This window comes from Natronosalvus caseinilyticus (assembly GCF_017357105.1).
Classification (GTDB): Archaea; Halobacteriota; Halobacteria; order Halobacteriales; family Natrialbaceae; genus Natronosalvus; species Natronosalvus caseinilyticus.
Genome location: NZ_CP071596.1, coordinates 889,952 through 911,958 on the forward strand (window position 1 = coordinate 889,952; position 22,007 = coordinate 911,958).

Sequence of the window (22,007 nt, forward strand, 5' to 3'; positions counted from 1 at the left end):
CCCACTTTGGAGGCGGAGTTATTAAGCGGTTTGTGACGAATTGGCGGGCCAGAACGCTGGCGAGTGGTTGTCTGTGATAGGTGTCAGGCCGTCTCTCGCTCGGCATCGGGATCGGGTGCCGACGTCGAGCCACCGCCGCCGAAGAACCGCCCGCCGCCGGTGAGCACGTAGAGGACGGCCAGCCCCAGCATGTAAGTCACCGCGAGCGGGATCGCCATCAGGAACATCGTCAAGATCCCCTTCGGACTCGCGAACGCGGCGACGGTGAAGATACCGACGACGACCGGTCGCCAGCGCCGGAGCATCGTCCGATAGCTGACGATACCGCCGACGTGGAACAGCGCCATCGTGACGATGATGTTGAACAGGAACCCGATGCCGACGGTCGTGTAGATCACGAGCCAGAAGAAGCTCTTGATCCGGTAGGAGACCTCCATCCCGTTGGCGAGCGCGTCCGCAACGAGGTAGGAGATCACGGAGGGGGCGATCCAGAAGAACCCGAGGTAGGTCCCGGCGGCGAACCCGAGTGCGATCGTCCCGCCCCAGACGAGGAACACGCGTCGGTCGCCCCGGACCAGGCCGCGCTCCCTGGCTGGGGGCCAGGCGTAGTAGAGCAAGAGGGGAAGCACGGCCACGAAGCCCGCGATGACGCTCACCTTCACGGCGAAGATCAGCACCTCGACGGGGTGGATCGCGACCACGAGGTCGGTCTGTTCGAGGAACGTCTGCAGATCCATGCCGCTCGGATCGACATCGCTCTCGACGGCGACCTCCTCGAGGACGGACTCGGGCATACGGCTCAGGAACAGTTCGAGGACGTCGCCGACGCCGCCCTGGTAGAGCCAGAAGAACGTTCCGGCCATGACGACCATGAACAGGCCGACCAGCCGGAACATCTTCGAGGTCAGGCTGTTGAGGATGAACGCGAAGTCGTACGCGTAGCCGCCGATGTCCTCCTCGGTCGTCTCGTCTTCGGTGAACGGGTCGAGCATGCCGGCGGCCGTGCTCGAGAGGATGCCGCCGCTTTCGTCGGCGTCGCCGGTGTCGCCGCCTTCGGTTTCGGCGGATTCGCCGGGTGCCGTCGCTGACGCACTGGCGTCGGCGTCGGCGTCAGCGGCCGCGTTCAGCGAATCGTACCGGTCGAGGATCGCCTGCGCCTTCGCCTTGTCGTCGTCGTACATCGCCTCGCGGGCCTCCTCCATGGCCTCCTCCTCGGTCATCTTTAGGAAGACCTGTGGCGGCGCGCGCTCGATGGCGTCGGCGTCGAGTATCTGCAGATCGATCTCGGAGGGGTCCGTCGCGGTTCGAAGCGCGGATTCGCGGGGATAGATCGGCCGCTGGAGGACCACGATCGTGTAGCCGATCAGCGCGACGAGCGCGACGCCGAGGCCGACGATCAGTCCCGCGACGATCGTTCCCGTGAGGCCGTGTTCGGCCGGCAGGGTCTCGAGGATCGTGCCGCCGCCGGGTCGAATCCAGGCGGGGAGGGCGGGGTAGACCTCCTCCTCGAGGTACTCGAACGCGCCGTAACTGATGGCGAGGCTCGAGAGGCCAGCGATCGTGAGAATGCCGAGGCCGAACTGGAGGACCCGGCGTTTGACGAGGCCGGTTCCGCTCTCGAGTTCGGCTTCGCCCTTCCGGCGGACGTTGGCGACGAGTTTCGCGAGGCCGAGGCTGAACACGTAGAGGATGACCATCGGTGCTGCCCACATGACGAGGGTGAACGGGTCGGGCGGTGAGAAGAGCGCGCCGAAGACCGTGATGGCGACGATGGCGTGGCGCCACTTGTCCCGGAACGTCTCGTAGGGGACGATTTCGGTGTACGAGAGGGCGCTCATGAACAGCGGGAGCTGGGCGGCCAGGCCGAACGACACCGTGAGGAGGGCGATGAATTCGGTGAATTCGGTAATCCCGAAACTGGGGTTGACGCCCATCGCGACGGCGTTCCCGGCGAGGAAGCCGAACGCGTAGGGGAAGAAGACCCCGTAGGCGTAGATCAGTCCGACGACGAAGAGGACGAGCGAGAGGAGGACGAAGGTGGCGAGGTAAGCTGCCGAAATCGGGACGGCGCTCTCGATGCCGCGTTCTCGAAGTTTGTCGCGCGAGAAGTAAAGCAGCGCCGGAATCGCGACGATGACGCCGACGATCATGCCGATTTTCGCCTGGAGCAGTATCACCTCGAACGGCGTCCGCGTGATGACCGTCGCCTGGTCGGCGACGTTTGGCGCCATCTCGGCTTTCGCCGTCGCCTTGAGGAAGCCCCAGATGTACAGTCGGAGCGCGTAGAACGATCCGATGAAGCCGATCACGAAGATGATAAAGACCTTCTGGAGATTCGCCTGGGCACTCGAGAGCATCGCCCCGAGCGTGTCCCGTCCGGCGTTGATCGTCCGGACGGTGTCCTCGTCGATAGCGCTCATTCGGTGTCCCTGGGTAGCTTATATACAGTTATCAACTTTTCGAGTCAACACTCGTGATGGACGTCCGTTTTCGGTCTCTCGGAGGCCGTTTTGGATCGATGGCCTTCGACCGAATTCGCTCCACTGAGGCCGGTACCGTGGGCCAGGCCGGCCGGGACGATGGCGACTGAAGAGTCGTTTCGGCGCCCGACTGTGTCACCTTCCTCGACTCTCAATCCCGTGGCGTAAGAAAAAGGCCTATAACCGGGCGTCTATCTATATCCCGATAGATGTCGGACGAGTCGGATGCTGGGTCGGACACCGATGAGGCCGAGGAGCCGCGGGACTCGAGCGGCGAGGCCGCTACCGATTCCCGATCCGAAAACGACGTCGCCACGGCCACGAGTGACCACGATGGGGACGCGAACGCCGGTGAGGACACCACTGCCGATGGCACCAGTGGTGACGATCCCTCCGGCGGTGCCGACGGGGAGGCCGACGAACCCTCGAGCGACGGCGACCCCGATACTCCGGACGCGGCTGACGACGAACCGACCGGACTCACGGATCGTGAGAGGACGGATGACCGCGACGCGCCCAGCGGGTTCGAAGACGTTCCGCTCGACGAACGCCCACAACTCGGTCCAAAGGGGAGGGGCCGTTCGAGCGCCGAGGATTCGAGTACCGGTGGCGATGACGAGGCCGCGTACGAAGCCAAAACCGATACCGAATTCGAATTCGGCCCCAGTCTCGAATCGTCCGAAGAGGACGAGGAGTCTGAGGACGATGCTGACGTCGATGACGACGACCTCGACGGCGAAGACGAGGTCGACGATATCGAAGACGAAGACGACCCCGCCGGCGTCGGCACCAATCCCGACCTCAGCCACCTCGAGGAACCCGCCCCCGAACCGCCGGGCGAGACCGACACCGACGCCGATGCGACCGCCAGCCCCGAGGCGAAGACCGACGGCCACGGCCACCACGACGGGGCGCGAGACCGCCAGGAGCCGAGCTATCCGGACCCCGACGACGACATCGGCGGCATCTCGACCCCGCCAGACGACGAGGAGATGCCCCTGGCCGACCACATCGAGGAGATGGTTCTCCGGCTGGCCGTCGTCTTCCTCGTGGGCGCGGCCGCGACGTCCATCGCCCTGCTGTGGTCTTCACAGGCCATCGGACTCATCTGGGAGAACGTCTTCCCCGGACCGGCCGCCGAGGTGCCGCCGCCGCACGTCTACGCCCCGCTCGAGCTCTGGCTGACCCGGATCAAGGTCGCCGCGCTGGCGGGGATCATGGCCGCGATTCCGATGCTCGTCTACCAGGGCTACCTGTTCATGCGCCCGGGGCTGTACCCCAACGAGCGCAAGTACTACCTCGCGGCGGTGCCGACCAGCGTCGTCCTCGCCGGGATCGGGATGTTCGTCTCGTTCATCGTCGTGTTACCGATCCTGTTCGAGTACTTCACGTTCTACTCGGAGGGGAGTGCGGACATCGCGTACGCCCTCGGCGAGACGTTCGGCCTCATAATCACGCTGACGGGCTTCCTCGCGATCGTCTTCCAGATCCCGCTGCTCGTCATTCTCGCGGTCCTGATGGGGGTGACGACCCGTCGGTGGCTGGCCGACAAACGGCTGTACTTCTGGGCGGCGTTCGCCGGCCTGTCGTTCATGTTCACGATCGACCCGACGCTGATGGCGCCGATCATCGTCGCGATCATCATGATCATCCTCTTCGAGGGGACCTTGCTCCTGCTCAAGTGGACCGGGCGGGAGTGATCAGAATCGCCACTTTTCACAAAACGCTCGTTACGCACCCTCGAGCAACTCACCGAACGCTCCTGACGGTTCGAGTCCTGCGTCCGCTCGAAGCGTCTCGACGCTAATTTGGCAGAACTCCGCTCGTCGGTGACACGGCAGACAGAGCGAGACGGCGTTCTCGAGGACGTGGGCATCGGCCCGTTCGACGCTGTCAGCCTCGGCGAACGCTCGAACCGGAATCAGATGGTGAACGTCCGGGTTGCGACCGAGTTCGCCCTTCGTCGTTCCGCAGTGGACGCACTGGTAGCCGTCGCGCTCGAGTGCCTGTCGTCTGATCGCTGCCCACCCTTTCCCGTAGGGGCCGGTGTCCCCACCCTTCCAGTTGGGGTGCCCTTCGCCGGTGAACGACTCCGAGAGCCAGCGTCTTCGGCAGTCTTCGCCACAGACGACGACGTCGCCGATCGCGCTCGGGTATCGTTCGATCGAGTCGGTGCAGACGGTGCACTCGACGGTCACTTTACCGCCTTGCCACTGTCCGTTAGCATTCCCCTCAACTGATGGGTGCTCGCGCCATTGTTCGCTTTCAACGCACTGGGGACAGTACAAACCTGGCTTGTCGGACGGATAATACTCGAACGTAGACTCGCACAGCTCGCATTTCGCCTGTTCCTTTCCTCCTTTCCAGTTTGGGTTGTCGGACCCGGCGAAGGAAACGGATGCGTCGAGACACTCGTCTGAACAGTACTTCTTCTGATAGTCGGAGTAAAATCGGGATTCACAGCGATCACAGGTTCGATTTGGAAGCCGTTCGCCGTGTACGGAACTGTGGTGAACGCCGAGTCCACGTCTCGTTTCGAATCGCCTGCCACACGTCGGACAGTCATGCATCGCTCACTCTGGCCCTGTTTTCCTATATAAATTAGCGGATAGCACCAGTCGTGACTACCTGAATTCTTGTAAATAATTTGATGTAGTCCGGGTGCGAAAATTGAATCCGCCTCTCAGCCTCCACAAGGCTGAAGGATAACCACTACCCCAACCCGGACACGCTTGCAAGCGCTTCTAGCCCGGTCAACTTCAAATACGTTACGACTCTCGAGACACCGTGGGGATCTCTAGCGCGTTCGTACTTCGACAGTCGGTTAAATACTATATTATCTATAGCGTAATCGAATTTCCGTCTCTCCTTGCCGCGAACTATCCGAGCCGTTTTTGCCCGTGCCGCGAGTATCGACGGTAACGCGTGGCCATCACCGACAAGATCTACGTCAAGAACCACCGCCAGCTCAGCTCCCAGCTCGAGACGAACATCCCGAAGGGGGCGTTCAAGGGGGCGACACTGGACGTGCTCTTCCAGGGTCAGGGCCTCGAGAAACTCGACGACGCTACCCGCGACCGGGTGCTCGACTTCGCGACGGACTTCCTGGACTGCGACTGCGACAACAATCCCTACTGCGGGTGTCCCGAGCGGAAGTTCGTCCGCTACCTGCTCGAGTTACGCGCTCAGGGGCTTGGTCCGGACGCCATCGTGGACGTGATGAGCGACGACTACATGGTCTACGCCTACTCCGGGGACGTTCTCTCGTTTCTCGACAGCGGCGTCCGTACGCTCGAGGCCGCTGAGGGACTGGCTCGAGTCGAAGGGGACGGCGAGGCCGAAGAAGAGATTCGACGCGTGAAGCGGGAGTTGTCGCGGTAACTGCACGAGCCCGTTCGACAGCTTCGACGCCGGCTTCGGTGCTCGTCCGACGAGCTATCGAACCGTCGGCGAGTCGCCCGAGTCGTCGAGGTCGTCCAGCAGGAGGACCTCGTCTTCCTCGTCCTCGAGGCGGTCCCGAAGGTCGGTGACGTAGGATTTGTGCTCTTCGAGCTGTTCTCGCAGGTGTTCGGCCTCGAGTTCGAGGCGTTCGTGCTCGCGGACGAAGCTCTTCGGAACCTCGACCGTGGGTGGGAACGACTGTTCGTTCTCACTTCGGGCCTCGAGTTCGTCCTCGGGAACGACGGCCACCTGCCCGTCGTGGTCGACCAGGAGGTCGACGTAGTCCCGGAAGACGGCGGACAACGAGATGTCGCGCTCCTCGGCGATCTCCTGGAGGGCCGCGAAGGCGTCCTCGTTCACCCGGAACGAGATGGTCTTGTTCTTGTTGCCCATGTCGGTATCGATGACCTATCGTCGCGCGAGGCACTTAACCGTTTGTCAGACGACCGGTTACGACACGTCATCGCCGCCGTCGGTTCGCTTCGTTGGCGATGGGGTGACGATTTCCAGCATGGGCTCTCCTCTCTCTTCGCTCGAATCGCTGCTAGCCGACGGATCGTCGTCCACAAAAAGGGAATACGACAGGGTGGTGCGATTCAGTCCCGATTCAGGCCGAGGCCTCGAGGTCCTCGAGGCTCTCCAGGGCCTGGATGACGTCGCGGCGGTAGTTCTCGACGGGCGAGTCGTACTGCTCGCGGGCCATCTGGGCGTACTCGTTGGTGGGCACGGTGGATCCACTTTCGGGCGCCTCCTGCTCGGCTTCCCACGTCTGGAACGCCTCGACGCGGTCGAGGGTCCGTTCGGCGGTCTCGACGACCCAGCGGTCGCGGGTGGCTTCGTCGACGACCGCGATGGACTCGGGTCGGACGGAGACGTTCACGGTACCGTCGTCGGTCTCGTAGGTGCGTGGCTTGCCGACGATGGCCACGTACGCCGGCGGCTCCGTGTCCCGGAGGACTGCGGCGGCCTCGGGCTGGTACTGGCCGGCGTAGACGAAGAACGTCCCCGTGGGATCGACGACGCGCCCGCGCCAGTACTCGCTCTCGTCGCCCACGTCCTCGGTCTCGGTGAGCGTGCCGACGAAGAACACGCGGTTGGCGCGGTCGCCGGTCGGCAGCAGGGCGTAGTTCGGGGCGCGTTCGTCGTCGGATTCCTTGAACGCGTACGTCGAGTCGTTGAATTCGGAGGCAAAGACGCGCTTGGCGACTTCGCGGGTGAGTTGCGTCTGAGACATTTACATCGACCTCGCTTTGATCAGCAGTTCCTCGGCGTCGACCGGCCCGTCAAGCTCCTCGACCTCGTCGGCCAGCACGTAGCGGCCGAAGGTCGGGCCCTCGATGTGGTAGTAGGTGCCGACGACTCGCTCGCGGATCTCGTCGGCGACGACGGTCGTGTCGAGGGCGTCCATCGCCATGTCCTTGGCCTCCTCGAGGCTGATCCCCGTCAGCCCCTCGGTGGCCTCGGCGTCGAAGATGACCTCGTGGGCGTCGAGGCCGTCGTCGACGACTCCCTTGATGCGGAGGTCGAAGTCGCCCTCGACCTCGCCGTGGTCTGGACAGCGCCCGTTCTGGAGGACGTAGGTACAGTCCTCCTCGGGACAGCGCTTGATGAGGCCGCTGCCGCTCTGCATGTCCACCAGCGCCCCCTCGATTTCGCTGGTGTCGTCGCCGACCTCGAGGTCCTCCTCGAGTTCCTCGACGACGGTCGTCGAATTGAGTTTTACCGAGTACCGGCCCTGGTACTCGTCGGTGACGACGTTACGAAGGTCGTAGACGCCGCCCTCCTCGAGGCTCGGGAGGTCGGATTTGGCCCACTTGGTGAACTTGATGGTGCCCGTCGGGTCGCCCAGGAGGCCGACCTGTGCGATGGAGTCGCTGCGGGGCTCCCAGAGTTCGATGACCTTGGCGGTGAGGTCGATCCACTCCTCGGGTTCGTCGACGTCCTCGATCTGGGCGCGCTCGCTGCCGCCGCTCGAGATGTCCTCGCGCTCGAGGCCGGCCTCGTCGAGGTAGTGCGTCGTCACGGATCGGCGAGCCTCGTCCATCGGGACTTTGTACTCGTCGACCAGCGTGGTGAGTCGCTTCTCGACGTCTTCGACCTCGAGGTCGATGTGGTCTGAAAACTGCGCGTGTATGTCTTCTGCGTGTTGGCGTACGTCGCTCATCGGATCACGCCTCCTCTTGTGTATCCATGGGAGGCATGCCGGTGTTCGTGCCCGATCGTATTTAAACTGCCGCTACCGGGGTGAAAGTGGTCCTCGAGCGTGTTCGATGCGTCGGTCGTCTTCGTCCCTTCCTCGATCGAGAAAGAGACTCGAGCAGCTGCTCTGGCCAACAGTATATGTGTCCGGCCCACGAACGCAACCCACAATGGCAGATCGGCGTCGACTCGAGCGATTTCTGCGCTCGAAACTCGAGCAGGCGGGAACCCAGTACGCGGAGGTTCGTCGGTCGGCGGACGGTCAGCTCGAGGAGGCACGGGAAGCGTATCGCGTGGCGCGAAACGCGCGGAGTCTCCCGACGGACGACGCGGGACGGACGAAGATCGTCTGCCGCCGATTCGCGGAGAAACGAGCCGCGAAACTGGACGAGGAGTTCCGCCCGGCGTGTTACGAGGCGGACCACCCCGACTGCGAGGGCTGCGTCGAGGACGTTCACGAGGGACGTATCGAGACCTGGTGATCGGTGGGAGCGGGTTTTTCGGGATCGACGGTGCTACGACCGACGGTACAGGTCGATGCCGACCGCCATTGCCCAGAGGTAACAGAGCGGGATCAGCAGCGTCGCGACGTCGAACAGCCAGTGGCCCTCGCTGCCGCCCCCGAGACCGGCCAGCGTCGAGAGGACCGCGGTCCCGACGGTGAGCGCGCCAACGGCGACCCCCGCCAGACTCAGTCCTCGGCGGGCCGCTCGCGTGCGGGCCAGCGCCCAGGCGAGGAGGGCGACCCCGCCGCCGATCAGGATCGCGTACATGAGGAGGTGGCCGGCACCGAAGGGTGTGATCACGGTCTCGAGGGCGAGATCGTACCCGTCCGCCTCGGCCGCTCGCAGGTCCACGTAGGCCCAGGTCACCCACTGGAGGCCGACGACGACACCGAGTCCGAGTGCCCCGATGGAAAGCGTCCCCGCGAGGCTCCGTCGCAGGCGGCCGTTCGACAGGACGAGTGCGATCGCACCGATCGCCAGAAGCGCGGCGGCGAGCGCCCACAGGCCGTGGGCGAGTATCCCGAACACTGGTGACTCCGACGGGGGCGGACTTGCCCAGATTACCATAACGCCGCCAGCGAGGAACGTGATCGCGGCTGCGACGAACGCGGCGCTATCGAGTGCACTCGTATTCGCTGGTTCTCGTTCGATCGTCCGTCCGGTCGTTGTGGCGTCGTTCGACATAGGGAGTGTACGACGACCAGCACCTTCAAACGCCGTCTTCCCTGGCGCGGGCTCGCTCGCCCTCGAGTCGCCCATACATCCACTCGCCCAGTCGCGGGAACGCGAGGGCGGCGAGGGCACTCGACCCGACGACCACGACGAGCGAGATAGGCGGAAACCCGACCGCGTCCCCGACTGCGGGGCTCCCGAACGCAATCGTACCGAGCACGAGGTTGTAGTAGGCGATCCGGAGCCCGACGAGCCACGGCGTGAGCGAGAGCCAGCCTCGAACGTCCGTCCCGAGGGGGCGAACCCAGCCGCCGCGAACCCCGGCGGCGACCGCCGTCATCGTCAGCCAGGCGACGAGCATCGCGCTCGAGACGCCGTAGACGCGCGGATCGGGCGAGAGGAAGGCCAGGGTGATCGCCGGCAGTCCCAGCACGGCGAGTTCCGCGAAGACGGTGGTCACGTCATGGAGGTAGCGCCGAACCGGCGGCTTCTCGGCTCGAGCCAGCGTGCCGTGGCCGTACCAGGTTCGGCGCTCGCTCGAGTAGGCAGGGCGGGTGGCCCGTCCGGGCGCCCGGTTCGGCTCCGATGGTCGATCGCTCGACGCCCGGTCGTGATCCGACGTCCGGCCCCGTCCGGGCTCTGACTCGCGCGTCATCGCTGGCGGCTACCACTTCGAGACACAAATGCTGGGAGGGGCGTCCGCACGAACTGCGACTGGTGTTCACGAGTCGCCTCCCGTGAGGCGCTCTAACTCCGCAACAGCCCACCGTCGATGGGCACCTCGACCCCGGTGACGAAACTCGCGTGGGGGCTCGAGAGGAAGGCCACCACGGCTCCCAGCTCCTCCGGATCGCCGATCCGGCCCATCGGGATGTCGTTGGCCATCGCCGCGAGGCCCGACTCGTAGTCCTCGTAGGTGCCGTTCTCGACGCGAGCCTCGATCAGTTCCTCGATGCGGGGCGTCTCGATAGTACCGGGGAGAACTGCGTTCGCCCGGATCTCGGGTGCGAACTCCCGCGAGACGGTCTTGACGAGGCCGATAACCGCTCGTCGGACTGCGTTCGAGAGCAGGAGGCCGTCGGCGACCTCCTGGACCGTCCGGGAGGTGATACAGACGATCGATCCCTCGTCGGACTCGAGCAGGTGGGGGTGGGCTTCCTCGATCGTCCAGACGACGCTCATCACCAGCAGGTCGTAGGCCTGGTACCACTCGCGCTCGCTCGTCTCGAGGAAGGTCGTGCTCGGGGGGCCGCCCGCGGAGGTGACGAGGTGGTCGATGCCACCGAAGGCCTCCGCAGTGGTCTCGACCAGGTCCGACACCTGATCGGGATCCGTGAGGTCGGTCTGCTTCGCCAGCACGTCGCCGTCTCCCTGCGAATCGACGTGCTCGCGAGCCGTCTCGAGTCGGTCCGCGTCGCGTCCGCAGATAGCGACGTCCGCGCCCTGGCGGGCGAGCACCGCCGCGCTCGCCAGGCCGAGGCCGCTCGAGGATGCCGTTACCAGTGCCGCATTGCCGTCGACGTCGAGGTCCATGGGGCGACTACGCTCGCCGAGGACAAATCTCTCGGGGCCGTGGCAAGTCGGTCTGCAAGCAGACGGTCGGGTACGGACTCGGGTCGCTCACGACCGATCGTGATTCAATATCGGAGAATACCTCTACTTACGCTTCAGATCGTTCATAATCGGGTTCTCTGTCCGGAAGAATAGGTCTAGTCTCTGCTCTGAGGGCCGATTATGAAGAGAGTCTAGGAGAGATTATACGATGGCGATTTCACTCGAGAGAGTGATTCAATTCACAATAGACGAGTACGGGGGCTCTCGAGGCAATCCGTGACCTTTCTCGTCTGTTTTGATGATTGCCGACACTGGTGGCCGAGCGGATTCGATTTCGTGATTGGGACTTACAGAGTGAATCCCGGTCTCCAAGCGTCAAACGCGCATAACCGGTTCGAAATGTCCTCTATAGCCCGATTTACTCTCAAACGCTGTCTCAATCTCTTCAGTACGTTCAGTAGTTTCCAGGACCTCAAAACCGATAGCAGGAATCCGATTATGAACTTTTGAATCGTGTACTGGTCGGCCACACGTTCGACTCGAGTGGGAAAGTGAGTTCCCTACAGAGAAGGCTCTATATCGCCGAATTCAATTTCGTAGAATGGATCTGAGACGCTCTTCGTAGCGTTTCTCTTCCTAGTGACCGCTAACTCAGAAAACGCAAGACGGAAACCGATTATGACTTTTTGAGAGCGTGATTTCCCCTCTTTTTGGGCTGCTCATATTCTTTCTCTTCGTCTTGCTCACGCCTGCCACTGCTTTTTGAAGCCATCTCGAGCGATAACCACCCAACTCCAGGATCTCTTCCTAGATTCGTCCATAGGCTACCTCTGTACATCTCTTCCGGACCATTACCGTGATTATGGGATGAACAGGCGCAAAAACTTCGCCGTTCATAGTCGGTGAACAGGGCCGTCGCACGAGCATTGCCGTCGTGGGTCTCGAGTCGCTCGACGGCGCGCTCGCTCAATCGGACTGGCGAACCCGGACCGATCCATTGCTCGTGACTCCGACGACGAGGTCCGTCGCCACCCGTCGACCGGTCACCGCGTCGCCCGCGGCGTCCGAAACCACCTTCATCAGGTCCGGCGCGGTGTACTCGACCTTGACGCCCGCCTCGTCGCAGGCCGCGTACACCGCCTCGGGGACGTCGTAGAGGTCCGTTCCCGCCTCGACCTGCACGCGAACCGGGGCTCGAAGCGCCTCGGCGAACGCGATGGTCTCGCGTGCGCGCTCGAGGTTGTCGCGGGCGCTCCCCTCCACCGAGGAGACGTTGGCGCGGGAGGTCCCGAGCGCGTCGGCGATCGACGCCTGAGAGAAGCCGCGCTCGCGGAGCGCCAGCACCTGGGCCTGGCGGTGGGTGAGGACGCTCGCCTCGGGGTCGAAGCCGACCTCCTCGAGGATTTCCTCGGCGTCCTCGATCACGGTCGATACCCCCTCGACTCGACGGCGGCCGTCGCGGCCGTGATCGCGTCCATACCCGACCTAGGTGAGGGGATCCCCAAAGCGTCTCCGGTCGTTGGGCGGTCTATGAGGTCCCGTCGCCGCTCTCGTCACCTCACGTTCCACCGCCGCACTCGCAACCTTCAACCTCCGTCTCCACCACGACTCGAGGTGAGGATGAAACGCCCGCTCGGCTTCGACCCGTTCGCCACCCAGTCGCGACTCGCACACGCGTCGACCGTACTCGGCGGGATCGCGGTCTGTCTCCTCGCGTACTTCGGGGCCGTCGCCGTCGTTTACGGCGACCTCTCGGTGCTCGCGCTCGAGTCGAATATCGACCCGCAACGGGTGGGTGGCGCGGTTGCGGGCGTCGCCGTCTGGACGTACTTCTCGCTCGCGTTCGTCCGCGGCTACGGCGGGCCGGTGTTGAACGTGCTCCCGTACCCGGTCGCCATCGTCGTCCTCGCGCCGTATCCGGCGCGGTGGCTCCTGTTCGGCCCGGACGTCTCCGGCCTCCGATCGAGGTTCGTCGGTTTCTTCGTATTCGAGCCACTGATCACGACCGCGATCGCGGTTCTCCCGGGACTGGCCGCCTGCACCGTCGTCCTGACGGCCTGGGCGTCGCTGATCGGAGACGAGGCTCGGGAGCGGTGGGAACGGCGCCACCTCACGAGCGCGTTCTACGATGCGTTCGTGGACGTCGAGGAGTGAGAGGGGAGGGAGAGGACGGTTCGACTCGAGACGAGCCTCGAGGAGGAAGTACGTTCGCGCCAAAGAAGTGAAAAGTCGCAGTTCAAGGAGACGGAGAACCGCCCCGTTCGGGCTCAGGGCCGCGTCGTCGCCCACACCGCCGTCAGCGCCAGCATCGTCGCCGGCAGGAGCGGGAGGATCAACAGCGCGAACCAGTAGTCCATGTCCGGCGGCGTCAGCAGGATGAGGCCGGGAGCGACGATGAACGCGAGGACGATCATCCCGACGAGTATCCAGCCGCGACGGCCGAACTCCCGGTCGCCCGCCTCGGGGTGGATCGGTCGCTCGAGCCAGGCGTCGTCGTTCGGCTCGTCTTCGGCGTCCGCGCTCGCCTTTCGGTCGTCCGCACTACGACGACCCTCCCGGTCGAACGCGTTCGGATCGTGGACGTAGCCGCCGTCGTCGCTCGAGGTCACGTGTGAGTGTTACGAGCGCATCTGCATAGCCCTCACGGTTCTCGTTCGTACGTCAGGGCCGGTCTCCGACTTTCTCGTCCGTCCACCACGGCCCGTCTTCGACTACTCGAGTTCGCTGTCCGGGCGGACGACAACCTTCCCGAACCCCTCGCGGTCCTCGAGGAGGGCATGGGCGCGGCCGGTCTCGCTCATCGGGAGCACCTCGCGGACGGCGGGCTCGAAGGTGTCGTCCCAGACGAGTTCCATCACGTCATCGACCTGGCCGGGGGTGGCCATCGTCGAGCCCAGGATCGTGAGCTGGTTCCAGAAGATGCGGGGGATGTCGGTTTCGGGATTCGGCCCGGCGGTGCCCCCGCACGTGACGAGGCGGCCACCCTTCGCGAGGCTCCGGATGGAGTCGCGCCAGGTGCCGGCGCCGATGTAGTCGACGACGACGTCGACGCCGCGCTTGCCGGTCTCGGCGCGCACCCAGTCGGCGAAGTTCTCCTCTTCGTAGTCGACGACGTGGTCGGCGCCGTGGGCCTCGGCGTATCGCAGTTTCTCCTCGCTACTACCCGTAGCGTATACCTCCGCGCCCGCGTGGGCGGCAATCTGGAGGGCAGCGTGGCCGACGCCGCCGCTGGCGCCCAGGACGAGTACGGACTCGCCCGCCGAGAGGTCCGCGCGGTCGATCAGCATGCGCCAGGCGGTCTGGAAGACGAGGGTGGTCGACCCCGCGGTCACCCAGTCGACGCCCTCGGGAACGGGGATCAGGTTGTCCTGGGGGACGGCAGCGTACTCGGCGTGGACGCCGGGGACGTGCTCGCCGATGACGTGGTAGGAGACACAGAGCGGGTACTTCCCGCGGCGGCAGAACTCGCACTCGCCACAGGAGACGCCCGCGGAGAGGGCGACCCGGTCGCCCTCCTCGAATCGGGTGACCGCGTCGCCGGTGTCGACGACGACGCCCGCCGCGTCGCTGCCGGGGACGTGGGGCATCTCGAGGTCGAGTCCGGGAAGCCCGCGGCGGGTCCAGACGTCGAGGTGGTTGAGCGCGCCCGCCTTCACGTCGACGAGCACGTCCTCGGGGCCGACCTCGGGGTCGGGAACCCTGGCGTACTCGATCACGTCGGTGTCTCCGTGGCCGGTGAAGGTGACAGCCTGCATACCGGGCCCAACGCAGGAATCCGTGAAAAGTCGTTCGTCACCCGCCAGTGCTCGTTCTCAGTGGCTGTCGCCGGGACGGTGATTTCCCCGCTGCGAGACGAACAACGTCTCTCGAGGCAGCGACACTCGCTCGACGGGCACCAGCGGCGGGTCGCCGCCCAGCGTCGTGAACAGGAAGTCAGCGTCGACCGCGCGAGCGACCTCGAGCGCCGGCCGGTGCAGTTCCGGCGGGAGATTTAGCGCGTAGATGGCGTCGGGGTCGGCGTAGACCGCGAGGTCGGGATCGGTCACGTCGTCGATTACGAACTGCACTCCTTCGGGAGTCTCGCGCGGGTGAACGTCCGTCGCGACGACCGCACACCCGGCCTCGACGAGCGCCTCGGCGACCGCCGTGCGCCGTCCGATGCCGACCTCGAGCAGGCGCTCGTATGCCTGGAGTTCCCCCACGAGCGCGTCCCGATTCTGGGACCGGTCTTCGTCACGGTCCCGGTGAAAGCGTACCACGGCGGGACGTTTATGCTGGGGGGCGCCATAGACGTTGCCATGCTCGTCGACATCGTGCCGGTCGGGTCCGTTCCCGCGAACGTCAAGCGGGAGGCCTCCGCGGCGCTCCGGTCGGTCTACGACTGCGACGTCACGGTCAACGATGCCCAGTCGATCCCGAACGGTGCGTACGACTCCGGGCGCAACCAGTACTGCGCCGAGACGTTCATCCAGCTGGCCGAGCGCGTCGGCCGAGGCGACAAGAACATCGCCGTCACCCCCCACGACCTCTTCTACCGCCGGCGAAACTACGTCTTCGGCCTCGCGTACCTCGACGGGAGCGGCAGCGTCGTCTCGACCTATCGCCTGCAGACCTCGAGCGACGGCGGCTTCTCGAACAAGAGCGCGAGCGACATCTTCCAGGACCGTATCCGCAAGGAGATCGTCCACGAAATCGGCCACACCTACGGGCTCGAGCACTGCGACAACCAGCGCTGCGTGATGAACTTCTCGCCCACGGTCCGGGAGGTCGACATCAAGGAAGAACACCTCTGTGGGAGCTGTCAGCGGTTGATCGGTTAATCGATTGTTTGCTCAGAAGCCCGATAGCCTGGTTGCCCGATTACTTGGCCAATTCCCTCAAATACTGTTAACTTCGAATTAAACAGCCTGTTTAGGGCCTATTTGTTGTATCAAGGTTGGATACGCCTAATACGCACGTGGGGAACTAGTTATATAAATCATTCCACAGAAACAACTAGTCATGACTTTCAATTCGGTGAGCAAATTTTCCCGGACACGTACCCGCCACGCAATGTTCGGTGGCTGTTGTGTGCTCGCGTTCGTCCTCGGCATACTCGTCCAGTTCCTGTTGGTGTATCCCTTCCAGCACGGCCTCTTCCTCGGCCTCCCTGAGTGGGTACTCATGACAACCATTCCCGCATTCGTGTGTGCATCGCTGCTGGGATCGATCGCTGTCAGGTGGTTCGGCTGGCAGTCAGGGGCGCTCGTCTCGATTGTGGTATTCGTCGCATACGCACCACTGTACCGTTCGCTCGTTGCAATCTACACCATTGGATGATGTCACCATCACCCTCTCTCACCCCAGACCGAAACGTGACCGGCCTCGAGTACCTGCAGTCGGTCGCCTACGCGAACCGATATCGGCTCGTATTCGGCGTGTACTGTCTACTCGGCCTCGTTGGCGGGGTCTTCTTGCAGGCGTTTGCGGCAGAAGCGCTCGTCGAACTCAGCTGGAACGTGGAGCTCTCGAGTCGGTGGCATCTGCTGTGGCCGGTCTCGCTAACGATTCTGCCAGCACTGATCGTGACGATCGTACTCCGGCACGTCGCAACACGCTGGTTCACCCGGCATACTGTTCGCCTCGTGACAGCGATGTTGCTCCTCGGGTTCCTCGCGCTGTTCTGGCTCAACTCGAACCATCTGTATCCCTCGCAGTTCGTCCCGCTCTGAGTATCGAACTGTCGTGTCTTCCATCGCGTTTCCGCTTTTCGGGTCACCAGCGTCAGATGATGGCTATCGAATGCGAGCGACGACCGACGTCTTCCAGAGTCGCGTCCACGAGGATGGGCACGCTGACGAACTCGAGCAAGGTGACAACTATGGGTGCTGTCAGTGACCGATCGGCTAATTCCGTTTCGCTCGCGAGTGTGCCCTCAACGTAACCGGCAAATCCTCGGTACAACCAGTGACTCAGCACACCCACAGAGCAACAGCCGGGAACAGGCTTATCTTCCTCTCGACCGTACACTCACGCATGGTGAAAGATAGACTCGTCCGTGCCATGAGCCGCGCACGTTACGCCGCGATGGGTGCCGCCGTCGGCGCCTTCCTGGGTGGACTACTGGGCAAACAGACCGCGAGCACCGGGGCCGCCCTCGGCGCGCTGGTCGGGGCGACCATCGGCGAACACCGCCCGACCGTCCAGTCGCGCTTCGACGACCTGAAACCCGGCAGTGGGCCCACCGCTGGCGGACTGCGGTCTCGAGGCAACGACGTCGAGGAGTAACGAATCGGACGGAAGAGAGACGGACGCACGGCCGAACACGAGAATACGACGTTTTTTTGGACAGCCTCGCTCTCCAGTCGTTCATCCTCGAACCAGCGTGATCACGACTGCTGAGAGTCTCGATCTCGAGCGCGAAATTCGAATCGCGAAGAAATCGAACGGCGCCGATCAGGGCGCGTAGTAGTACTCGCCCTCGCGCTTCTGTTGCCGGTCGAGCTGGGAGTCCGGCTTGTTGATCCGCGGGCGCGAGGTCCGCTCGTCCCGGCGGAACGTCACCTCGAGGTTCGCCAGGAACTCGTTCATGCCGCCGCGCATCGACTGGGGCGTCCCCGCGCGGCCGTGGACGGCCGGTTCGCCGTCGAAGACCATCAGGCGGTCGGCCAGCAGGTCGATCATGTAGATGTCGTGGTCGATGACCAGGACGGTGGCGTCCTGCTGTTCGGCGTAGCGCCGGATCGCCCGCGTGGCCTGAACTCGCTGTTCGACGTCGAGGTGGGCCGAGGGCTCGTCGAGCAGGTACAGATCCGCGGTATCGGAGAGGCAGGCCGCGATGGCAACTCGCTGGCGCTCCCCGCCCGAGAGGTCCGAGAGGCTCTGCTCCATGATCCGCTCGAGCTGGAGCGGACCCGCGATTTCGGTGTTCCAGTACGAGGAGCCGAACTGGTCGGTGATCGAAGCGAGGAACGCGTCGACGCGCATCGGCTGGTCGATGGTGACGTACTGTGGTTTGTACGAGATGTCGAGATCTAACTCGGCTTCACCTTCGTCGGGCTCGAGCGCACCGGTCAACAGCTTCGCGAAGGTCGACTTCCCGATGCCGTTCGGGCCGACGACGCCGAGGACCTCGTTCTTCCGAATTTCGCCGCCCTCGACCTCGAGGGAGAACTCGCCGTCGCCGTAGGACTTGACGAGGTCGGGGTACTCGACGAGGGTGTCCCCGCGGGTGGCGCTTCGGGGGGCATGTTCCTCGAACTCGATCGGGTTCGGGCGAATCCGCATGTTCTCGTTCTCGAGGTAGCCCGCGAGGTACTCGTTGATGCCGTTGCGGACCGACTTGGGCGTCGTGATGACACCGTAGGCGCCGGGCTCACCGTAGGCGACGTGGAGGGTGTCGGCGAGCAAGTCGAGGACGGCGAGGTCGTGTTCGACCACGAGCATCGACTTCCCTTCCTCCTCCGCGAGTTCGCGGATCAGACGGGCCGCGGTGACCCGCTGGCCGATGTCGAGGTAGGGCGTGATCTCGTCGAGGAAATAGAAGTCGGTGTCGCGAGCGAGCGTCGCCGCGAGCGCCACGCGCTGGAGTTCGCCACCCGACAGATCGTCGATCGACTGGTCCATCACTGGACCGATCGATAGCCGTTCGACCAGCGAGTCGAGGGCGTCGCGCTCGTTCGTCCGCTCGAGCAGTTCGCGAGTGTTTCCGTCGAACTGGTTCGGAATCTGGTCGACGTACTGGGGTTTTCGCGCCACCGAGAGGTCGCCGTCGCGGACGGCCTCGAGGTAGTCCTGGATCTCGGTGCCGCGGTAGGCCTCGAGCACGTCGTCCCAGCCCGGTGGCTCGTCGAAGCGCCCGAGATTTGGCTCGAGTTCGCCGGCCAGGATGCGAACGGCGGTGGTCTTCCCGATGCCGTTTGGTCCGAGGATGCCGGTTACCCTCCCCTCCTGTGGCGCCGGGAGGCCGTACAGCGAGAAGGCGTTCTCGCCGTAGCGGTGGGCAGGGTCGTCCTGGAGTTCCTGTGGCAGGTTGATGATCTCGATGGCGTCGAAGGGGCACTTCTCGACGCAGATGCCGCAGGTTTCGCCCAGACAGATCTCCTCGGAGATGCGAATCTGTTCGGGTTGGCCCTCGTCGGCCTCTTCGCCACGGAGCGTGATGCACTCCTTGCCGGTGCGGTTGGGCGGGCAGTAGTTCTTGCACTCGTAGTTACACCGGTCGGGCTGGCACCGATCGAGGTCGACGACGGCGATGCTGTCTTTGGCCATGTTAGAAGCTCGCGCCGGTGCTCAGCATGATTCCCCAGGTGATGAACCAGAACGAGAAGGTCATCAACCCGATGAACAGCACGTGTTTGGGTCCGAACTCCTCGCTATCGTAGAGGCCGGTCGCGGGCAGGGCGATGACCTGCAGGGCGATCAGCCCGAAGACGAGGAGGTAGGTGAGCGGTTCGGTCGCCGCGGCGTCGACGGCTTCCCCGGCGGTGAGGATCGAGGAGCCGATGGCGGCGCCAACCCCGGCGAGACAGGCGAACGCTGTCACGCCGATCGAGCGAATGTGCTCGCGTCGATCGCTCATCGTTGCGGTTGACATACTACTGAGTCTGTGTCGGGCGTTCAAAAGCCGTTCGCATTGTCCGGGCGCTGTACCACGTGTAAGCGTTGAATCTCGGATAGCAATTTGCCACTCGAGATTTGTTGGCCTCGAGGATGAGTGCCCGCGTCGATTATGGCCCACAGGCCGTCGAATCGTCGTCACAGGAGATTGTGACAGTTATGCTGTCGGATCCGCCTTTCTTGTCATGGAATGTCATCTCTATCTCCGCATTGTCCATCGAGACCTCCTCGCCGTTCTCGTCAACGAACGCGTCGATCGTCACGGTGGCGAGATCACCCGTTCCGAGGTCCACTCGCTTCCCCTTTCCGTTCCCGAACTCGACGTTCTGATCTCCGATCTCCCAGGGGCTGGCGGATGCCGTTTCTGTATTATCGGCCCCGCCATCGACAATCACCTCTCCAGCTTGATTCCCTTGCGAAATCTCGGTCGCCGACGTCGATGCCCTCGTAACCGAGACTTCCGTAATCTCGATTTTACCACCAGTATTATTGAGCGTAAACTCGACGACGCCTCCCTGCACGGAATCGACGCTGGTGACCTCAAGCCCCGGCGGATCAGTGTTCCCGCCGCCGCGACAGTTCACGTCGATTTCCGCGCCTGTGGTTCGCTCCAAGTCGACAGTCACGCTGCTCGAGGCCGTCAGTTGCACGGTGAGCGTTCCCGGATCCTTGAGATTTGACGTTCCGCACGTTACGACGACGGCGTAGTCACCGTTGGTGCCGTCGGTTTGGACATTCGCCTCGAGGCCCGTCTCTTGGCCGTTGAACTTGATGTCGTTGACAGTCACATCGTTAACGTCGAACAGTCCAGCGTTATCGTCGATGTAGAAGACTTCGCCCCGCTGATTATTCGATGGGACAACGTCTGCGCTCCCCGCAGCCGAGTTATCGATGACACCAAGTAACCCGTTCGGGTCTGTAGCTGTGCTCACGGAGACGCCGCGATCTGCGCTGATCGTCGTGAATCCGAAGACCGGTCCAGCCAGTAATACCGTGCCGACGACCACGAGAACGACCGCGAGTTTTCCGATCCCGTTCATGGCTATTGCGGGCGTTCCCCTTCACCCAGGCGGTTTTGTCGATTCTCCAGGACGTGCACCACCGCCGACACGGCGAACAGCCCCACGACGGCCGTGGCCCATCCCAGTGTCGACACTGTCTCGACGGGAACGACCTCGAGCCAGAGCCCGACCATCACCGCGGCGGCGACCGCCGAGAGGCCGAGGTAGTAGACGCCCCAGGGGATCGAATCGCCGGGAACGATGTCCAGGTAGACCTCGAGTTGCTCGGCTTCCTCGGTAAGTTCGATCGCTCGAGCGTCGAACTCGACCATTCCCGCGCGCTCGAGCGCCAGAAGGTGCGTCTGCTGGAGCGACGTGTACACACGCTTGCGCTCAGTGGATGTGAGTCCTTGCACCTCCTTCTCGAGTTCCCAGGCGGCAACCTGTTCGGCCAGGGCTCCGAGTTCGACGGGTTCGTCGGTCTGCTTGAGGTGGTGGATGGCGTACCGTCGACGGTGATTGCTCAGGAGGTCGAAAATTTCGCCTCGAGTGGGGCCGGCGGCATTCCTGTCGCTCTCGGCCGTCCCAGCGTCGTTCTCGCCTACCTGCTCGGTAATCGTCGCCATTGGTCCCCCCGAAATCTATCTAGGATTACTGAACTATGCCTACATAACGTTTGTTGCCGTCGCGTGTAGATCTAACACGAGTGTGTTTTTAACTCACACACTTTCCCTCAGACGGCTGATTTCGGCCGATCAAGCCCGTCTTGAAGCCCCGATTGGTGGGCCAGAACTGCTTCTGGAGACCTAATACAAAGGGGGTAGCCTCGAGTGAAGGAGGTGATGATCACGTCGGTATCCGGTGCCTACGGTGCCGGCGCGGATCGAACGGAGACCATACAATGAGACTCAACAGACGCAACGTGCTTGTCGGACTGGGAACGATCGTAGCTGGCGGCGGCGGCGCACTCGCGACGGGTGCGTTTAGTACCGTTGAAGCGAGTCGTACTGTTAATGTCAGCACTGCTGACGACGAGAATGCACTCCTTCGATTTAAAGTAGATGAATCATATGGAGGAATTATTGATAACGGGGGTAACGTAATGCAAATTGATCTTCAGGACCTGAATGAAAACGCTGTCACGTCATTTGATGACGTATTAACTATTGGGAACGCAGGGAGCAACGATGTAGAGATAACTATCAATAATCATGGTACTGCCGAAGGCGTCGTTTTTTACACAGGTTCGTGGAACGGCTCGGATTCAATTTCGGCTTATGGTGATGATCATACAATAATCGCCGGAGATACAGATCTTGCTGGTGCAACTAATTCGGAACTTCAGTTAGGGATCGCTATCAATACAAATAGCGACAACCCCGGCGATTGGGGCGGGGCCGTTTCCAATTTAGCCAGTGTAGATATCACGATTAAGGCAAATTCCGTGTCTGCTTAGATCCAGTCTCATTCAAAGGATATGTTTTCAGATTACGCCCGGTAGAAACCGGGAATTAGTGTGTGGCCGAATTCAGTGTTCAACCATCTCAAACACATCT

25 protein-coding genes are annotated in these 22,007 nt (G+C 63.2%); 9 read left to right on the forward strand and 16 right to left on the reverse strand.

Features of this window, described 5'->3' with window-relative positions:
- Window positions 1-83: 83 nt before the first annotated feature.
- Window positions 84-2,420, reverse strand: a complete 2,337-nt coding sequence (locus tag J1N60_RS04275; RefSeq protein WP_312910972.1) for a twin-arginine translocase subunit TatC — start codon at window positions 2,418-2,420, stop codon at window positions 84-86.
- Window positions 2,421-3,235: 815 nt separating this feature from the next.
- Between J1N60_RS04275 and tatC the strand changes: the two genes are divergently transcribed.
- Window positions 3,236-4,180 (forward strand): twin-arginine translocase subunit TatC, encoded by a 945-nt coding sequence (tatC, locus tag J1N60_RS04280; protein ID WP_312912533.1) that lies wholly within the window; start codon window positions 3,236-3,238, stop codon window positions 4,178-4,180.
- A 30-nt stretch (window positions 4,181-4,210) separates the two neighbouring features.
- Here tatC and J1N60_RS04285 read toward each other — a convergent pair whose 3' ends face one another.
- The gene (locus J1N60_RS04285; protein WP_312910974.1) at window positions 4,211-4,678 is read right to left on the reverse strand and encodes an HNH endonuclease; all 468 of its coding nucleotides are present in this window, start codon (window positions 4,676-4,678) and stop codon (window positions 4,211-4,213) included.
- A gap of 727 nt (window positions 4,679-5,405) precedes the next feature.
- On the opposite strand from J1N60_RS04285, the gene J1N60_RS04290 reads away from it, so the two are divergent.
- Entirely contained in the window at window positions 5,406-5,861 is a 456-nt protein-coding gene (locus J1N60_RS04290) for a DUF5814 domain-containing protein (protein WP_312910976.1), read from the forward strand.
- A gap of 54 nt (window positions 5,862-5,915) precedes the next feature.
- On the opposite strand, the gene J1N60_RS04295 is transcribed toward J1N60_RS04290, so the two are convergent.
- The 3 genes from J1N60_RS04295 to J1N60_RS04305 all read right to left on the reverse strand — a co-directional run bounded on the left by J1N60_RS04295 (window position 5,916) and on the right by J1N60_RS04305 (window position 8,085).
- Window positions 5,916-6,314 carry a DUF8146 domain-containing protein gene (locus J1N60_RS04295; protein WP_312910978.1) on the reverse strand — a complete coding sequence of 133 codons (399 nt, stop codon included), beginning with the start codon at window positions 6,312-6,314 and terminating at the stop codon, window positions 5,916-5,918.
- A 214-nt stretch (window positions 6,315-6,528) separates the two neighbouring features.
- Window positions 6,529-7,155: an RPA family protein gene (locus tag J1N60_RS04300; protein ID WP_312910980.1), complete on the reverse strand. Its 627-nt coding sequence runs from the start codon at window positions 7,153-7,155 to the stop codon at window positions 6,529-6,531.
- Complete coding sequence (locus tag J1N60_RS04305) at window positions 7,156-8,085, reverse strand: replication factor A (protein WP_312910982.1); 930 nt, start codon at window positions 8,083-8,085, stop codon at window positions 7,156-7,158.
- A 205-nt stretch (window positions 8,086-8,290) separates the two neighbouring features.
- Between J1N60_RS04305 and J1N60_RS04310 the strand changes: the two genes are divergently transcribed.
- Entirely contained in the window at window positions 8,291-8,602 is a 312-nt protein-coding gene (locus J1N60_RS04310; protein WP_312910984.1) for a DUF7091 family protein, read from the forward strand.
- A gap of 33 nt (window positions 8,603-8,635) precedes the next feature.
- On the opposite strand, the gene J1N60_RS04315 is transcribed toward J1N60_RS04310, so the two are convergent.
- The 4 genes from J1N60_RS04315 to J1N60_RS04330 all read right to left on the reverse strand — a co-directional run bounded on the left by J1N60_RS04315 (window position 8,636) and on the right by J1N60_RS04330 (window position 12,277).
- On the reverse strand, window positions 8,636-9,310 hold the full coding sequence (locus J1N60_RS04315) for a hypothetical protein (RefSeq protein ID WP_312910986.1): 675 nt from the start codon (window positions 9,308-9,310) through the stop codon (window positions 8,636-8,638).
- A gap of 25 nt (window positions 9,311-9,335) precedes the next feature.
- Window positions 9,336-9,953 carry a DUF8215 family protein gene (locus tag J1N60_RS04320; protein ID WP_312910988.1) on the reverse strand — a complete coding sequence of 206 codons (618 nt, stop codon included), beginning with the start codon at window positions 9,951-9,953 and terminating at the stop codon, window positions 9,336-9,338.
- Between the two features lie 92 nt (window positions 9,954-10,045).
- The gene (locus J1N60_RS04325; protein ID WP_312910990.1) at window positions 10,046-10,831 is read right to left on the reverse strand and encodes an SDR family oxidoreductase; all 786 of its coding nucleotides are present in this window, start codon (window positions 10,829-10,831) and stop codon (window positions 10,046-10,048) included.
- 987 nt (window positions 10,832-11,818) lie between these two features.
- A complete protein-coding gene (locus tag J1N60_RS04330) occupies window positions 11,819-12,277 on the reverse strand; it encodes a Tfx family DNA-binding protein (protein ID WP_312910992.1) in 459 nt (152 codons plus the stop codon).
- A 195-nt stretch (window positions 12,278-12,472) separates the two neighbouring features.
- Here J1N60_RS04330 and J1N60_RS04335 point away from each other — a divergent pair, with 195 nt between their 5' ends.
- Window positions 12,473-13,006 (forward strand): hypothetical protein, encoded by a 534-nt coding sequence (locus J1N60_RS04335; RefSeq protein WP_312910994.1) that lies wholly within the window; start codon window positions 12,473-12,475, stop codon window positions 13,004-13,006.
- A 113-nt stretch (window positions 13,007-13,119) separates the two neighbouring features.
- Here the strand turns inward: J1N60_RS04335 and J1N60_RS04340 are convergent, their stop codons facing one another.
- The 3 genes from J1N60_RS04340 to J1N60_RS04350 all read right to left on the reverse strand — a co-directional run bounded on the left by J1N60_RS04340 (window position 13,120) and on the right by J1N60_RS04350 (window position 15,111).
- Window positions 13,120-13,461 carry a DUF7977 family protein gene (locus J1N60_RS04340; protein WP_312910996.1) on the reverse strand — a complete coding sequence of 114 codons (342 nt, stop codon included), beginning with the start codon at window positions 13,459-13,461 and terminating at the stop codon, window positions 13,120-13,122.
- Between the two features lie 102 nt (window positions 13,462-13,563).
- Entirely contained in the window at window positions 13,564-14,607 is a 1,044-nt protein-coding gene (locus tag J1N60_RS04345; RefSeq protein ID WP_312910998.1) for a zinc-binding dehydrogenase, read from the reverse strand.
- 57 nt (window positions 14,608-14,664) lie between these two features.
- A complete protein-coding gene (locus tag J1N60_RS04350; RefSeq protein WP_425499324.1) occupies window positions 14,665-15,111 on the reverse strand; it encodes a UPF0146 family protein in 447 nt (148 codons plus the stop codon).
- Window positions 15,112-15,150: 39 nt separating this feature from the next.
- Here J1N60_RS04350 and J1N60_RS04355 point away from each other — a divergent pair, with 39 nt between their 5' ends.
- From J1N60_RS04355 to J1N60_RS04370, 4 genes are all read left to right on the forward strand, one after another.
- A complete protein-coding gene (locus J1N60_RS04355; protein ID WP_253431834.1) occupies window positions 15,151-15,672 on the forward strand; it encodes an archaemetzincin family Zn-dependent metalloprotease in 522 nt (173 codons plus the stop codon).
- Window positions 15,673-15,922: 250 nt separating this feature from the next.
- Window positions 15,923-16,171, forward strand: coding sequence for a hypothetical protein (locus J1N60_RS04360; protein ID WP_312911000.1), 249 nt, complete (start codon window positions 15,923-15,925; stop codon window positions 16,169-16,171).
- A complete protein-coding gene (locus J1N60_RS04365) occupies window positions 16,168-16,563 on the forward strand; it encodes a hypothetical protein (RefSeq protein ID WP_312911002.1) in 396 nt (131 codons plus the stop codon). The genes J1N60_RS04360 and J1N60_RS04365 overlap by 4 nt, the downstream gene beginning before the upstream one ends.
- Before the next feature lie 304 nt (window positions 16,564-16,867).
- Window positions 16,868-17,119: a glycine zipper 2TM domain-containing protein gene (locus J1N60_RS04370; protein ID WP_312911004.1), complete on the forward strand. Its 252-nt coding sequence runs from the start codon at window positions 16,868-16,870 to the stop codon at window positions 17,117-17,119.
- Window positions 17,120-17,287: 168 nt separating this feature from the next.
- On the opposite strand, the gene J1N60_RS04375 is transcribed toward J1N60_RS04370, so the two are convergent.
- The 4 genes from J1N60_RS04375 to J1N60_RS04390 form a co-directional block, all read right to left on the reverse strand.
- Complete coding sequence (locus tag J1N60_RS04375; protein ID WP_312911005.1) at window positions 17,288-19,102, reverse strand: ribosome biogenesis/translation initiation ATPase RLI; 1,815 nt, start codon at window positions 19,100-19,102, stop codon at window positions 17,288-17,290.
- 1 nt (window position 19,103) lies between these two features.
- On the reverse strand, window positions 19,104-19,427 hold the full coding sequence (locus J1N60_RS04380) for an EMC6-like membrane protein (RefSeq protein WP_312911006.1): 324 nt from the start codon (window positions 19,425-19,427) through the stop codon (window positions 19,104-19,106).
- Window positions 19,428-19,560: 133 nt separating this feature from the next.
- On the reverse strand, window positions 19,561-20,490 hold the full coding sequence (locus J1N60_RS04385) for a hypothetical protein (RefSeq protein ID WP_312911007.1): 930 nt from the start codon (window positions 20,488-20,490) through the stop codon (window positions 19,561-19,563).
- A 2-nt stretch (window positions 20,491-20,492) separates the two neighbouring features.
- Complete coding sequence (locus J1N60_RS04390; RefSeq protein ID WP_312911008.1) at window positions 20,493-21,077, reverse strand: DUF7344 domain-containing protein; 585 nt, start codon at window positions 21,075-21,077, stop codon at window positions 20,493-20,495.
- Between the two features lie 275 nt (window positions 21,078-21,352).
- Here J1N60_RS04390 and J1N60_RS04395 point away from each other — a divergent pair, with 275 nt between their 5' ends.
- Entirely contained in the window at window positions 21,353-21,907 is a 555-nt protein-coding gene (locus J1N60_RS04395; protein ID WP_312911009.1) for a hypothetical protein, read from the forward strand.
- Window positions 21,908-22,007 lie beyond the last annotated feature (100 nt).